This window comes from Pseudarthrobacter sp. NPDC055928 (assembly GCF_042270935.1).
Lineage (GTDB): Bacteria > Actinomycetota > Actinomycetes > Actinomycetales > Micrococcaceae > Arthrobacter.
Genome location: NZ_JBHJZH010000010.1, coordinates 146,458 through 160,075, shown reverse-complemented (window position 1 = coordinate 160,075; position 13,618 = coordinate 146,458). Strand labels below are relative to the sequence as shown.

Genomic DNA, 13,618 nt, shown 5'->3' with positions numbered 1-13,618 from the left:
GTATTTGTTGCGGGCTGTGCTGCGCGAAAGCTGGACGCATGACTCCTCCAGAACACCTCACCGTCCAGGGCCCCGAGGACATCCTTGGGTTCATTCCGCATTCCCTTGGGTATTGGCCGGCCGACAGCCTCGTTGCCATGACGCTCCAGGGGAAAAGCCTGGGGGCCACGCTGCGCCTTGACCTGCCGGGCAGCGAAGTCCTTGCGGATCCAAAGAAGTTTGCCTGCACCGTACGGGACTACCTGCGCGCTGACCAGCAGGCAGACGCCTCCCTGCTGGTGCTCTTCACCAACGAGGGCTGGACGGATGCGCGCCCGGGTGCTGTCCAGACCTACACAGGATTACTGGCAGCGCTGCAGGCGGTGCTGGGCGCCGCCGGCATGCCCGTGCGGGATGCCTGGTACGTGGGGGATACGTACTGGCGGGATGCATATTGCACGGACGGATCCTGCTGCCCACTGCCGGGCAGGCCCATCAGCGACATCCGCGACAGCAGGCTCAATGCCGAAATGGTCTACCGCGGCAGCAGCGTGGGTCCGGCGCCGGAGGACCAGTGCCCCACGCCGGCCGCGAAGCCGGCGGAGTCCAAGGCCAGGCTCCGGGCAGCCGAGGCCTCGTGGATGGTCCCGTTGGATCGCCGCCGGGCCAGCCGGGCACAATTCGAGACGCTCCTTGACACCTGGGAGTTGCTCTTCCGGTCCGGGCAGTGCCCGGCAGATCCGCTTGTCCTGGGCTACGTCCGGGCAACACTGCGCGTGCCCGCATGGCGTGATGCGGTCCTGGTCATGGCCGCCGCAGGCAGGGCTGCCGCGTCTGCCGGTGCAGATCAGTTCGGGATATTCGACGCCGGATGCCGGCTGGCGCCAGTGCGCCCGCAGGCCGACGGCCGCCAGGAAGCCGCGGCGGGCACTGCGATTGCCGCGGGAGGCCCCGTCCGGCCCAGCCCCGTTCCGTCCCACCCCGTCCCGGGCGGTGCCGTCTCGTCCCACCCCGTCCCGGGCGGTGCCTTCGGCGATGCTGCCCTGGTCCCGGGATATGGCGAGGTGCTGCTGGGCCTGGCCCCGCCCAGGCCTGACTGGAGCAGCATGAACAACCTGGACCGTGTCCTGGAGCAACTGGCCCCCGGGGGAGGGCAGGCCGCAGCGGCAGCGCTTTCGGGGCGCGGCTGGATTTCGTGGTGCCGCGGACGTGGTTCGTACGCTGCTGCGCACCTCGGCCGGGCGCTGGATGAGGAGCCCGGATACCGGCTGGCTGAACTCCTGCTCGAACTCGTGCGGCGCGGGACTCTCTGCGGCTGGGCCGCCCGGAAGGATGCTGCCTGGCAGAAGTTCGGACCTGACGCCGCCTGAGAGGGATGGGGCGGCGTCATGCGGCCACGTTTGGGAAACCGTGAGACAATGGATGCCGAGACCCGGTTGGGTCCGTGAATCTGGTGCACGTAATGGCAACCTTTATGGGAACATTACAGCCGCTTCGGCAGTTCTACTTAAGGACTCTGCCGGCCGTGGTTGCACCTGATATTCATCACGGACTTGACAGGGTCATAGTGGTGTTGCCCGTATGGTGATTCCACAGACCGCCGCTAGAAAGGTTTTCTGTGACCCCGTCTTCCGAGAAGAAGGAACCCGCTGCCCAGGACGACTTGTCCCCTGAGGAGAAGCAGGCTGCAACGAACGCCAAGCGTGCAGCCACGCGGGCAGCAAACAAAGCTGTCAAGGACGCCACCGCCGGTGATGTGGATGGCAAGCCCGAGCCCAAGAAGCGCGGGCCCAAGCCCGGTGCCAAGGCCGCTGCTGAAGCCGCCGGAAAGTCCGCGCGCGGGGACGACGAGGACGATGTCGAGGAAGACCTCGACGACATCATCCTGGATGGCCCGGACGCCGTCGACGACGGTGAAATCAATGCTGCCAAGGAAGCGACCGCTGCAACCGGCAAAGGCTTCGTCTACTCCGACGCCGACGACGACGACGCCCCTGTCCAGCAGGTCATGTCCGCGGGCGCGACCGCCGACCCCGTCAAGGACTACCTCAAGCAGATCGGTAAGGTAGCGCTGCTCAACGCCGAGCAGGAAGTTGACCTTGCACTCCGGATCGAAGCCGGCCTCTTCGCCGAAGAGAAGATCAACGCCGACGACGGCAGTATGGACCCGAAGTTCAAGCGCGAGCTCGAATTCGTCATCCACGACGGCAAGCGCGCCAAGAACCACCTGTTGGAGGCCAACCTCCGGCTCGTAGTCTCGCTGGCCAAGCGCTACACCGGCCGCGGAATGTTGTTCCTGGACCTCATCCAGGAAGGCAACCTGGGCCTGATCCGCGCGGTGGAGAAGTTTGACTACACCAAGGGCTTCAAGTTCTCGACGTATGCCACCTGGTGGATCCGCCAGGCCATCACCCGCGCCATGGCTGACCAGGCCCGCACCATCCGTATTCCGGTTCACATGGTCGAAGTCATCAACAAGCTGGCCCGCGTCCAGCGCCAGATGCTCCAGGACCTGGGCCGCGAACCCACGCCGGAAGAGCTGGCGCTGGAACTGGACATGACCCCCGAAAAGGTCGTCGAGGTCCAGAAGTACGGCCGCGAGCCCATCTCGCTGCACACCCCGCTCGGCGAGGACGGCGATTCCGAGTTCGGCGACCTCATCGAGGATTCCGAGGCCGTAGTTCCCGCGGATGCGGTCAGCTTCACTCTGCTGCAGGAGCAGTTGCACTCGGTTCTGGATACCCTCTCGGAGCGAGAAGCCGGCGTAGTGGCCATGCGGTTCGGCCTCACCGACGGACAGCCTAAGACTTTAGACGAAATCGGCAAGGTCTACGGCGTCACGCGTGAGCGCATCCGCCAGATCGAATCCAAGACCATGTCCAAGCTGCGCCACCCTTCGCGGTCCCAGGTGCTCAGGGACTACCTGGACTAAGACCAGTTGGATTGAAAAAGGCACTACACTGCGGGCCGGCTGGCGCCGTGATCTGGTAGATCATGGCGCCGGTCGGCCCGTTTCTTTGTCCTCAACGTTTCCAAGGCGACCGCTTAAAAGGATCAGGACCCCTCCGTGGGAGGGGTCCTGATCCTTTTAAGCCTGCTGTCTAGTCGACTGCTACGGGTGCCTTCTCGTGAAGCCGGCCCGTCTCATCGTGCCAGTCGGAGCTCAAGGGCTTGAGCGTTGACTCGACTGCACGGGCATGGTGGCCGCAGAAAAGAAGCTCACCCCCGGAGGACTCGAGTACAACACGGACGTACGCCTGGGCTCCGCAACGATCGCACCGGTCCAGTGCGTTGAGTGTGCGGTCTGCCACTGCTGTTGTCATTTCGGCCTCCTTAGTAGATCTGTATGTCTATGTAACCAGTATTCGTAGCAATTCCATCGCAAGGATTGGGCAAGTTCGCTGTCCGCGTATCCGCAAGACTTGATCAAGAGCCATCTGCCGCATAACGGGAAGATAACGAGTGGCGTCTGCCACAGCTCCGGACAGGCGTGGGAGGCCGGTGTTCGACGCTTGTCAGACTAGGCTGGGAAGGGCGCTTTAGCGCCTGCTGTTCCGTCACTGAAGGAGTTCACAACCGTGGCACCGAGTTCTGATTACACCGCCCGGCACCTCTCTGTCCTGGAGGGCCTTGAGGCCGTACGCAAACGGCCGGGCATGTACATCGGCTCCACTGACTCCCGCGGCCTGATGCACTGCCTGTGGGAGATCATCGACAACTCCGTCGACGAGGCCCTCGCCGGTTTTGGACACGACATCAAGATCATCCTGCACGCCGACAACTCCGTCGAGATCCACGACGACGGGCGCGGCATTCCCGTTGACGTCGAGCCCAAGACCGGACTGTCCGGCGTTGAGGTCGTGTTCACCAAACTGCATGCAGGCGGAAAGTTCGGCGGCGGCTCCTACACTGCGTCCGGCGGCTTGCACGGTGTGGGCGCGTCAGTGGTCAACGCGCTGTCCTCCCGCCTGGATGTGGAAGTGGACCGTGGCGGGAAAACCTACAAAATGTCCTTCCGGCGCGGTGAGCCGGGAAGGTTCAAAGATCCCGGGACCAAGTCCGACCCCGCTGCCACCTTCGAACCATTTGTTGAGGACTCCGTCCTGGACATCGTGGGCAAAGCCAAGCGCGGCGTCACGGGAACGCGCATCCGATACTGGGCAGACCGTCAGATTTTTACCCCCGACGCCAAATTCTCCTACGACGAACTCGCGGCGCGAGCCCGGCAGACCTCGTTCCTCGTACCCGGCCTGAAGCTGACCGTCCGCGACGAGCGCCGCGTGGCCGGCACTCCGGGCGAAGGCGGCCCGCACGAAGAGGTGTTCCACCACGACGGCGGTATCTCCGAGTTCGTGGATTTCCTCGCCGCTGATCCGGCCGTTACCGACATTTGGCGGTTGCACGGCTCGGGCAAATTCAAGGAAACCGTGCCGGTGCTGGACGAACGCGGCCACAGCCAGCTCGCCGAGGTTGAACGCGACTGCGAAGTGGACGTCGCGCTGCGTTGGGGCATCGGCTACGACAGCACGGTCCGCAGCTTCGTCAACATCATCTCCACGCCCAAGGGCGGTACGCACCAGTCCGGCTTTGAGCAGGCGCTGGTGAAGACGTTCCGCAAGGCGGTGGAGAGCAACGCCCGTAAGCTCAAAGCCGGGAACGACAAAATCGAGAAAGACGATATCTTCGCCGGCCTCACTGCCGTCCTGACCGTCCGCCTTGCTGAGCCACAGTTCGAGGGCCAAACCAAGGAGATCCTCGGGACCTCGGCCGTGCGCGCCATTGTGGCCAGGGTCGTGGAGCAGGAAATCAACGCCAAGCTCAACTCAGCCAACCGTAATGACAAGGCCCAGTCGGCACTCTTGCTGGAGAAGATCGTCAGCGAGATGAAGTCCCGCATCTCGGCGCGCGTCCATAAGGAAACACAGCGCCGCAAGAATGCGCTGGAAACATCGTCGATGCCCACCAAGCTTGCTGACTGCCGTACGGACGACGTCGCCCGCTCTGAACTTTTTATCGTGGAGGGCGACTCGGCGCTGGGAACGGCCAAGTTGGCCCGGTCCTCGGATTTCCAGGCGTTGCTGCCCATCCGCGGAAAGATCCTTAATGTCCAGAAGGCTTCGGTAGGGGACATGCTCTCCAACGCCGAGTGTGCTGCCCTGATCCAGGTGGTGGGCGCCGGTTCGGGCCGCAGTTTCGACATCACCGCCGCCCGCTATGGCAAGGTCATCCTGATGACGGACGCCGACGTCGATGGCGCCCACATCCGCACGCTCCTGCTGACCCTGTTTTTCCGCTATATGCGGCCGATGATCGACGAGGGCAGGGTCTTCGCCGCTGTTCCGCCGCTTCACCGCGTGGAGGTGATCAATGCAGGCCAGAAGGCCAACGAGATGATCTACACGTACTCGGAAGCCGAGCTGCACGTCCTCCTGGCCCGTCTCGCCAAAGAGGGCAAGCGCTACAAGGAACCCATCCAGCGTTACAAGGGCCTGGGCGAAATGGACGCGGAGCAGCTGGCGGAAACTACCATGGACCCGCGGCACCGGACCCTGCGGAAGGTGGGGATCGAAAACGCCAAGCAGGCCGAGGACACCTTCGACCTACTGATGGGCTCGGACGTCGCCCCGCGCAAGGACTTCATTATTGCCGGCGCGGCAAGCCTGGACCGGGAGCGAATCGACGCCTGACCGCGCCCCCATCGATTGCTCCACACCTGCCCTTTCGGACGCTCAAAACGGCCGTTATGGAGCACTCGATGGTTGCGGATGCACCGAAGTACTCCTCGCTTTGAGGGAAGGTCCGGGCCCGCTCAGCCCAGCAGGCCGGGCACAATCAGCAATGCCGTGGGCAGGGCCAGCAGCAGGACGCAGCCCGCCAGGACACTTCCACGGATGGCAGTCGGGAGCTGTGGGCGCGGTGACAGCAACCTGCTGACCCTCGACGCGGTGGTCCGCGCAGAATCGGCCCCGGTGACACCTGCCGCGGTTTCGAGGCCCTCAAGGGCAAGGCCTGCCTGGCCTGCGGGCTGGAGCTCAGCCCCTCGGTCTGCCGACACTGAACCGCTGGCCACGATCGCTATGGCCTTGATGAGGGTTGCCTTGCTCTCTGTTTTCAGGGCGACGTCATCAGCAAGCATCTCGATGAGCGAGTTCACGGACTCCTGCGCGAGCCGCGTGGTGGGAAGCCAGGGCAGGGCTTGCCGCCATGCGGCGAACGCCCAGAGCAGGAGATGGTGACGCTGGCTCAGGTGGGCGTTTTCGTGGATCAGGACGGCGCGCAACTCAGCTGGTTCGAGGGCCGCCATGAGGCCATCGGACAGGACCGTGACCGATCGTGCGCCGCCGGGAAGGCAGTAGGCCACTGGAGAGTCGTGGCTGATGACCACTGTTCCCGCCCCTTGGGTGGAGGGTGAGGCCAACAGCGCAAGGAGCTCGCGATGCCGCCGTCGCTGCCGTTCGATCTTGTAGTAGGTGAGCAGCAGGGTGAAGACCAGGTGTGCCGTCAGCAGGGCCGCGGCGGACAGCGCAAAGAGATGCCAGAAGCCGAGGGCTGTGGTGGGCGCATTAAAGAACACCATTCCCGCGAGTGCCCGCAGCCCGGCGATCAGGTTCTCGCCGATTGGTTCGAGGCCGTACACGAGCATCGCGCCGATCATGGAGAGTCCACCAGCGAGGGCGATGGCCTGCCAGAGGAGCATCGCGGTGAAGGGTGACCTCGCCGGCCACTGGGCGCGTGAAAGGAAGATAGGTACCGGCCACGCCAGGACTATCGCAAGGACCGCCAGCAGGTACGAGGTCCAGAACATGGCCCGCTAGATGTGGCCGAGCAATTTGCGCAGTGTTTCGGCTTCACTTTCGGTCACGGACCCAATGAACCTTGCCAGTACGGCTTCGCGGTCGGGGGCGGATCCCAGTACCTCATGCATGAGCTCCGCCGTGTGGTCTTCCCTGCTGGAAACAGCCTGGTAGCGGTGCGGCCGGGTGCCGCGCTCCCGCTCGACGAGGCCCTTCTTCTCCAGCCGCGAGAGGACCGTCAGTACGGTGGTAACGGCCAATTCCTTGCCTTCATGCCCCGCTGAGCCGCCGGTGGCCTCGGTGCTTTGCGCCAACAGATCGCGCAGGGTGTTTGCCGTGGCTGCTTCATGGCCCGCCCAGAGCAGGTCCATCACTGCCCGTTCCAGTTCGCCCAGACTAGCCATTCCATACATCCTTTGATTCCCCGCACCGTTGGGCCCGAAGGCCGCGGTGACAACACCTGAACACTACAGATACAAATTTACCCCGTTTCTCCCATACTTTCTACGCCAAGTAGAACAGTGGGCGCGCCGCGGCCTTGTGGGCCCGACGTGATGATGGAACTGTTGGTTTACAGTGCCCCGCGCATTGTTCTACACTCGGTAGAAGTCAAGTTCTACGGGACGTAGAAAAGTTGAGACCCCGACAACAGTAGGGACTGCCTTGGACGCCTTGGAAATCGCACGCTGGCAATTCGGCATCACCACGGTCTATCACTTCATGATGGTGCCGCTGACCATCGGGCTGGGCCTGGTGGTGGCCATCATGCAGACCATGTGGCACCGGACGGGCAAGCAGGAGTACCTGCGGATGACCAAGTTCTGGGGCAAGCTCTTCCTGATCAACTTCATCATGGGCGTTGCCACCGGCATCGTCCAGGAGTTCCAGTTCGGCATGGCCTGGAGCGAATACAGCCGCTTTGTGGGTGACGTGTTCGGCGCTCCGTTGGCGCTGGAGGCGCTCCTTGCCTTCTTTGTGGAGTCCACCTTCCTGGGGCTCTGGATCTTCGGGTGGAAGCAACTCAAGCCCGCCATCCATCTGGCCTGCCTGTGGATCGCGGTTGTTGGCTCGCTGTTCTCTGCCTACTTCATCATCGTGGCCAACAGCTGGATGCAGCACCCCGTGGGTGTGGAAATGATCGACGGCCGGCCGGTCATGACAGACGCCTGGGCCGTCTTTACCAACAACACGGCCCTGGTTGCCGTTCCGCACACCCTGATGGGCGCACTGGCGGTGGCCGGCGGCTTCCTGCTGGGTATCGCCTGGTACCACCTCTGGCGGCGCCGGCGCGACGGCGTCGACACCGTGGACGTAGACGGCAAGGTGGTTCCGGGCGAGGCAGCGATCCCCGGCCGTGACCGCACCGACCACACAGTCTGGATCCGGTCCCTCCGCATCGGCGCCGTCGTTGCGATGATCTCCTTCGCCGGCACCGCCCTCACCGGCGACCTGCAGGGCAAGCTCATGTTCGAGCAGCAGCCCATGAAAATGGCAGCCGCCGAGGCCGCCTGCCATGACGGCACCGGATTCTCGGTCCTGAGTGTCGGCAACCTCGGATCCGGCAACTGCGATGACATCGTGGCACTCATCGAGGTCCCGGGCATCCTGTCCTTCCTGGCGAAGGGCGACTTCACCACCGAAGTCAAGGGCGTCAACAGCCTCCTGGACCAGTACAAGGCCGACTATGGAACCAACCTGCCGGACAATCCGATTTACGGCGACCGCGCCGGCCAGGAGATCCAGTACGTCCCCGTCATGGAGGTCACCTACTGGGGATTCCGGATGATGATCGGGTTCGGCGGACTCGCCGCGCTTGCAGCCCTTGTGGCCCTGTGGGTGACCCGCAAGGGCACCGTACCCGCGTCTCCGTGGCTGATGCGCCTGGCCGTCTTTGGCATCCTGGCACCATTTGGCGCCAACGCCGCCGGCTGGATCTTCACCGAAATGGGCCGGCAGCCTTTCGTCGTGGCTCCCAACCCCGACCTGAACGGCATCGACCAGGTCTTTATGTTTACCGCAGCTGCCGTCTCCCCGGGAGTATCGGCCGGGGAACTGCTGACGTCGCTGGTGGTGCTCACCGCCGTCTACGCGCTCCTGCTGGTGGTGGAGGTCAAGCTTCTGGTCAAGTACATCCGCGGCGGCATCGTCTCAGCCATGCCTGAGCTGGCCCACGCACCGGTGGACGAGAACGAGGACGCCACCCCTGGCGGCGAGGGTGGCCCCGGTTCCGGTAAGCCCGCGGACGATGTCCTGGCATTCGCCTACTAAGAGCAGAGGATACTTCGAATGGAACTGCTGCCCACTATTTGGTTCATCGCCATCGCGGTGCTGTGGACGGGATACCTCTTCCTGGAGGGTTTTGACCTCGGCGTGGGGATGCTGATGAAGCTCTTTGCCCGCAACAACACCGAACGCCGCGTGCTGCTCAACACCATCGGCCCGGTCTGGGACGGCAACGAGGTGTGGCTCCTGACCGCCGGGGGCGCAACGTTCGCGGCGTTCCCGCTGTGGTACGCCTCCCTGTTCTCAGCCCTGTACCTCCCGCTGCTCGTGGTGCTCGTGGCGCTCATCTTCCGCGCTGTGGCTTTCGAGTACCGCGGCAAGGTGGACACCGAGAGCTGGCGGGCGCGCTGGGACTGGGCCATCGCCCTGGGTTCGTTCCTGGCCGCTTTCGGGGTCGGGGCGGCCTTGGCACTCACCACTACGGGGCTGCCCCTCAACGCAAACGGCGATCGCGAAGGCGGCCCGTTCGCCTGGTTCAGCGGGTACGCAGTCCTGGGCGGGCTGGCGGTTGTCTGCTTCTCGCTGCTGCATGCCCTGGCCTTCCTGGCACTGAAGACCGACGGCGACGTGCGGCACCGTGCGCGCAGCTGGTTCATCCGCCTGCTTCCTGTTTTGCTCCTGCCTCTGGCCGGATGGGCCGTCAGCGTCCAGGTCCTGTCCGGCAAGCCCTGGACCGTGGCCGCGGTGGCCGTTGCCGTAGTAGCCGCAGCAGTTGCCTGGTTCCTGGCCCGCAAGGGTGCGGAAGGACGGGCGTTCACAGCCCTCGGAGCCTTCCTGGTGCTGGGCAGCGCCTCGATCTTCGGCGCGGTGTTCCCTGTGGTCCTGCCCTCCACGCTCAGTCCGGAATTCAACCTCACTATTTCCAACGCCTCGTCCTCGGACTACACGCTGGGGCTGATGAGCATCGTGGCGGCGGTAGGGCTGCCCCTGGTCATCGCGTACCAGGCGTGGACTTACTGGGTCTTCCGCCGCCGCGTCAGCGCAGCCCACATCCCGGAAGCGCACAGCTTCCTCCCGGCAGTCGCCGCCAAAGCCTTTACCAAGGGCTGAGCCGTGCGCCCAGGCTTCCCCTCCGGCCCCGTTACCCGCTCAGCGATCTACTGGCTGGGATTCCTGGCGGCGTTGAAGGCGTTGTCCCTTGTCCTGATGGGGCAGGCGGTCGCCTCCATGCTTGCGGGCCTGGCCGCAGCGGACCCCGCGTGGGCGGACGGACTCGGCTGGGGGATGGCCGGCGTCGTCCTGCGGTCCGTCACTGTCTGGGCGCAGGCGGTGGCTGCCCGCCGCGCCGCCCTCGGCGTCAAAGAGGAGCTGCGGTACGGGCTGCTCGCCCGGGCGCTGCGGAACGGGGCCCGCACAGCCGGACCTGCCGACGGCGGACTGGCCGTCCTGGCCACCCGCGGGCTGGATGCGCTGGACAGCTACTACACGCAGTTCCTTCCCGCACTGGTGAACTGCGCGGCCATTCCGCTGCTTCTCGGGGCCCGGATACTGTTCGCCGACTGGGTCAGCGCCGTGGTCATTGTCCTCACTGTCCCGCTGGTACCCCTCTTTATGGTCCTGATCGGCCGGTACACGGAGGACAACGTCCGGGCTGCCCAGGCCACCCTGTCCCGCCTTTCCGCGCACATGCTCGAGCTCGCCAAGGGCCTTCATGTTCTGGTGGGGCTGGGACGCGCAACAGCCCAGCGCAAAGCCCTCGAGGAGATTTCCGAGGAGTACCGGTCCCGGACCATGGGGACATTGCGCACCGCGTTCCTCTCGGCACTGGCCCTGGAGCTCATCGCCACAATCTCCGTGGCAGTCGTGGCAGTCTTCATCGGCGTGCGCCTTGTCCACGGCGACATGCCGCTGGAGGCCGGCCTCCTGGCCCTGGTCCTCGCGCCGGACTGCTACCTCCCGCTCCGCGAACTGGGCACCGCACACCACGCCAGCGACGACGGCCGTGCGGCGCTCGCAGAAACGAGGGCGGTCACCTCGGCGCCCGAGCCCCGGCCGCTGCCGGCCAGCGAGGCCAAGGGCGGGGCCGCGGCCGGGGGCGCGGAGTCCCCGGGCCCTGAGGACGACGGCGATGCCGCGGCTGGTGCGGCAGCTGGCGGGGGAGTGAGCGTTACCGCACTCACGGTGACCTACGCGGGCAGGTCCGCGGCCGCCGTCGGGCCTCTCAGCTTCACTGCGCCGTACGGACAGATCACCGCACTGGATGGCCCCAGCGGCACGGGGAAAAGCACCATTTTGGGCGTGCTGGCCGGGACGATCGGCGACGGTAACGGCACGGCCATCAGCGGCCGGCTTGCCGGCTTCGACCGGGACAGCGTGGCCTGGGTGCCGCAGCACCCGGTCATGGTGCAGGCAACGGTCCTCCACGAAATGGCGCTGTACCTCGGTGGCGGAAGGAACGCAGCGGCCCCCGACGAAGCAACGGCCCGCGAATGCCTCGCCGCAGCCTCCGCAGGCCACCTTGCCCATAAACACCCGGCCGAACTGAGCCCGGGGGAGCTGCGCCGCGTGGCGCTGGCCCGCGGGCTGGCACGCGTCAGGTCCGGCGCTACGGTGCTCCTGCTCGACGAACCCACGGCACACCTTAACAGCGCCTCGGCGGCGCAGGTGGAGGCTGCCATCCTGGCGCTTCGCGGGCGGGTCACTGTCATCCTGGTGGCACATGACGCCCGGACCCGGGCACTGGCGGACTATGTGGTGCCCGTGTCGTCCCAAGGCATCACAGCTGCTTCCGCGCCGGTCAACCGGGCGCCGGAAGGCGCGGAGGCCGTACCGGCGGACAGCGACGGTGCCGCAGAAGGCACGTCCGCAGCCGTGGCGGCAGCGGCCAGCGGAAGGTCATGGCGGGACGGCGGCCGCGCTACGGGCCCACTGCTGGTCCGCCTCCTCGCGCCCGTCGCGGGGCAATTCACCGGAGCAGCTGTGGTGGGAACCTTGGCGGCACTTTTCGCCGCCGCCCTGTCCGGTCTCTCCGGCTGGCTGATCATCCGGGCGAGCGAACAGCCACCCATCCTGTACCTGCTCAGCGCCATCGTCGGTGTGCGGTTCTTCGGCATCGGCCGAGCCGTCCTTCGCTACTGGGAACGCCTCCTGGTGCACGATGCGGTGTTCTCCACCCTTACGCGGCTCCGCGGCCGCCTGTGGGAGTCACTCAGCCGCCGCGCACTGTCCCTTCGGCGGCTCCTGCAGGGCGGCAACGTCCTGGGCTCGGTGGTCACCGACGTCGACACCGTCCGGGACTTGCTCCCGCGGGTGGTCCTGCCGCCTGTGACAGCGGCTGCAGTTGCTGTCTCGGCACTCACCGCGACTGCCCTGCTGGTGCCTGCAGCAAGTCCTGCCGTGGCGGCGGCCGCAGCCGCCAGCCTGGTCCTGGCCCCCGCGTCGGCGTTGTGGGCGGACCGGAAATCGGCGGCGGCGGAGCAAGACCTACGCGACGGCGTGCTCCGACGAACGTCCGCGGCATTGGATGCCCGGGCCGAGCTCCATGCTAACGGCGTATCCTCCAGGGTGCTCCGGGACCTCGCCGCTGAGGACCGGGCGGCCACCAGGGCTTCCCAACGTTCCGCTTGGGCTGAAGGACTGGGACAGGCTGTGACCACAGCTGCCTGCGGGGTGGCCGCGCTGGCCGTCGCCGTCCTTGCAGCCCCCCAGGTGCTCGCCGGATCACTGGCGCCTGCCACGGCCGCCGTGATTGTCCTGCTGCAGTTGGCGCTGGTGGAACCTTACGCAGCCATGACGACGGCGGTCCGCCAGTTTCCGGCCTTCCGCGACGTCATGCGCAGGATCGGCCGTTCCGGCGCCCTCGAGGGCATGCCACCGGCATCCGACGCCGACACAGGAACCACCGCCCACACAGACGCCGACGGCGTCGTGCGGCGTGATGCCCGCGCCGCTGGGGCGCCGGGCCTGGAACTTGAGGGAGTGGCAGCAGCCTGGCCGGGCGGGGACGCCGTGTTCACCGGGTTGAGTGTTTCAGCGGCCCCCGGACGCTGGCTGGCAGTCACTGGGCCGTCCGGCGCCGGGAAATCCACGCTGTTGTCCGTGCTGCTTGGCTTCCTCCCGCCGTCCGCCGGGCAGGTCCGCGTGACCGGACGGGCTGCCTGGTGCCCGCAAGAGGCGCACCTGTTCGACTCCACGCTCCGCGGCAACCTGCTGCTGGGCCGCCCCACTGCGGGCGAGCCGGACACAGCTGACCGAGAGATGGCAGCGGCCCTCGCCGCCGTAGGCCTCAGCCAACTTGTTTCCCGCCTCCCTGCAGGGCTGGACACCAGGATCGGACCGGGAGGGTCGTTCCTCAGTGGCGGCGAGCGGCAGCGCCTGGCTGTTGCCCGGACGCTGATGACCGGGGCTGAGGTCATCCTCCTGGACGAGCCGACGGCCCACCTGGACGCCGAAGCGGGACGGGCCATGCTGGCAGACCTGCGGTCCGGACTGGCGGACCGGACGGTAGTCCTGGTAACCCATAACCTGGCTGACATCCGCCCGGAGGACGACCTCCTGGACCTTGCCCAGCCGGAATTTCCCGGTGCGGTACAACGCCCGGGCATGGTGCCGGCGTCGTAACC

9 protein-coding genes are annotated in these 13,618 nt (G+C 66.0%); 6 read left to right on the top strand and 3 right to left on the bottom strand.

All coding sequences use genetic code 11. The annotated features are described in order from the left end of the window. Positions 1 to 38 precede the first annotated feature (38 nt). Both ACFC25_RS14010 and ACFC25_RS14005 read left to right on the top strand, forming a co-directional pair. Positions 39 to 1,349, top strand: a complete 1,311-nt coding sequence (locus ACFC25_RS14010) for a DUF4192 domain-containing protein (protein WP_376046090.1) — start codon at positions 39 to 41, stop codon at positions 1,347 to 1,349. 248 nt (positions 1,350 to 1,597) lie between these two features. Next, on the top strand, positions 1,598 to 2,911 hold the full coding sequence (locus tag ACFC25_RS14005) for an RNA polymerase sigma factor (RefSeq protein WP_337347786.1): 1,314 nt from the start codon (positions 1,598 to 1,600) through the stop codon (positions 2,909 to 2,911). A gap of 169 nt (positions 2,912 to 3,080) precedes the next feature. Here the strand turns inward: ACFC25_RS14005 and ACFC25_RS14000 are convergent, their stop codons facing one another. Beyond that, positions 3,081 to 3,302 carry a hypothetical protein gene (locus tag ACFC25_RS14000; RefSeq protein WP_310164642.1) on the bottom strand — a complete coding sequence of 74 codons (222 nt, stop codon included), beginning with the start codon at positions 3,300 to 3,302 and terminating at the stop codon, positions 3,081 to 3,083. Between the two features lie 255 nt (positions 3,303 to 3,557). Between ACFC25_RS14000 and ACFC25_RS13995 the strand changes: the two genes are divergently transcribed. Further along, a complete protein-coding gene (locus ACFC25_RS13995; RefSeq protein ID WP_337347787.1) occupies positions 3,558 to 5,666 on the top strand; it encodes a DNA topoisomerase IV subunit B in 2,109 nt (702 codons plus the stop codon). 122 nt (positions 5,667 to 5,788) lie between these two features. Here the strand turns inward: ACFC25_RS13995 and ACFC25_RS13990 are convergent, their stop codons facing one another. Both ACFC25_RS13990 and ACFC25_RS13985 read right to left on the bottom strand, forming a co-directional pair. Then, positions 5,789 to 6,784 carry a M56 family metallopeptidase gene (locus tag ACFC25_RS13990; protein WP_376046086.1) on the bottom strand — a complete coding sequence of 332 codons (996 nt, stop codon included), beginning with the start codon at positions 6,782 to 6,784 and terminating at the stop codon, positions 5,789 to 5,791. Positions 6,785 to 6,790: 6 nt separating this feature from the next. Next, the gene (locus ACFC25_RS13985) at positions 6,791 to 7,177 is read right to left on the bottom strand and encodes a BlaI/MecI/CopY family transcriptional regulator (RefSeq protein WP_337347789.1); all 387 of its coding nucleotides are present in this window, start codon (positions 7,175 to 7,177) and stop codon (positions 6,791 to 6,793) included. A gap of 259 nt (positions 7,178 to 7,436) precedes the next feature. Between ACFC25_RS13985 and ACFC25_RS13980 the strand changes: the two genes are divergently transcribed. The 3 genes from ACFC25_RS13980 to cydD are packed head-to-tail and all read left to right on the top strand — an operon-like array spanning position 7,437 to position 13,616. Next, positions 7,437 to 9,041 (top strand): cytochrome ubiquinol oxidase subunit I, encoded by a 1,605-nt coding sequence (locus tag ACFC25_RS13980; RefSeq protein ID WP_337347790.1) that lies wholly within the window; start codon positions 7,437 to 7,439, stop codon positions 9,039 to 9,041. 18 nt (positions 9,042 to 9,059) lie between these two features. Further along, the gene (gene cydB, locus ACFC25_RS13975; protein ID WP_376046081.1) at positions 9,060 to 10,106 is read left to right on the top strand and encodes a cytochrome d ubiquinol oxidase subunit II; all 1,047 of its coding nucleotides are present in this window, start codon (positions 9,060 to 9,062) and stop codon (positions 10,104 to 10,106) included. A gap of 3 nt (positions 10,107 to 10,109) precedes the next feature. Then, positions 10,110 to 13,616, top strand: coding sequence for a thiol reductant ABC exporter subunit CydD (gene cydD, locus ACFC25_RS13970; RefSeq protein ID WP_376046078.1), 3,507 nt, complete (start codon positions 10,110 to 10,112; stop codon positions 13,614 to 13,616). The last annotated feature ends 2 nt before the right edge of the window (positions 13,617 to 13,618 follow it).

Bases quoted from the DNA above. Each gene is read 5' to 3' on its own strand.
- cydB (WP_376046081.1), top strand. From the start codon at position 9,060: ATGGAACTGCTGCCCACTATTTGGTTCATCGCCATCGCGGTGCTGTGG.
- ACFC25_RS13985 (WP_337347789.1), bottom strand. From the start codon at position 7,177: ATGGCTAGTCTGGGCGAACTGGAACGGGCAGTGATGGACCTGCTCTGG.
- ACFC25_RS14000 (WP_310164642.1), bottom strand. From the start codon at position 3,302: ATGACAACAGCAGTGGCAGACCGCACACTCAACGCACTGGACCGGTGC.
- ACFC25_RS14010 (WP_376046090.1), top strand. From the start codon at position 39: ATGACTCCTCCAGAACACCTCACCGTCCAGGGCCCCGAGGACATCCTT.
- ACFC25_RS13990 (WP_376046086.1), bottom strand. From the start codon at position 6,784: ATGTTCTGGACCTCGTACCTGCTGGCGGTCCTTGCGATAGTCCTGGCG.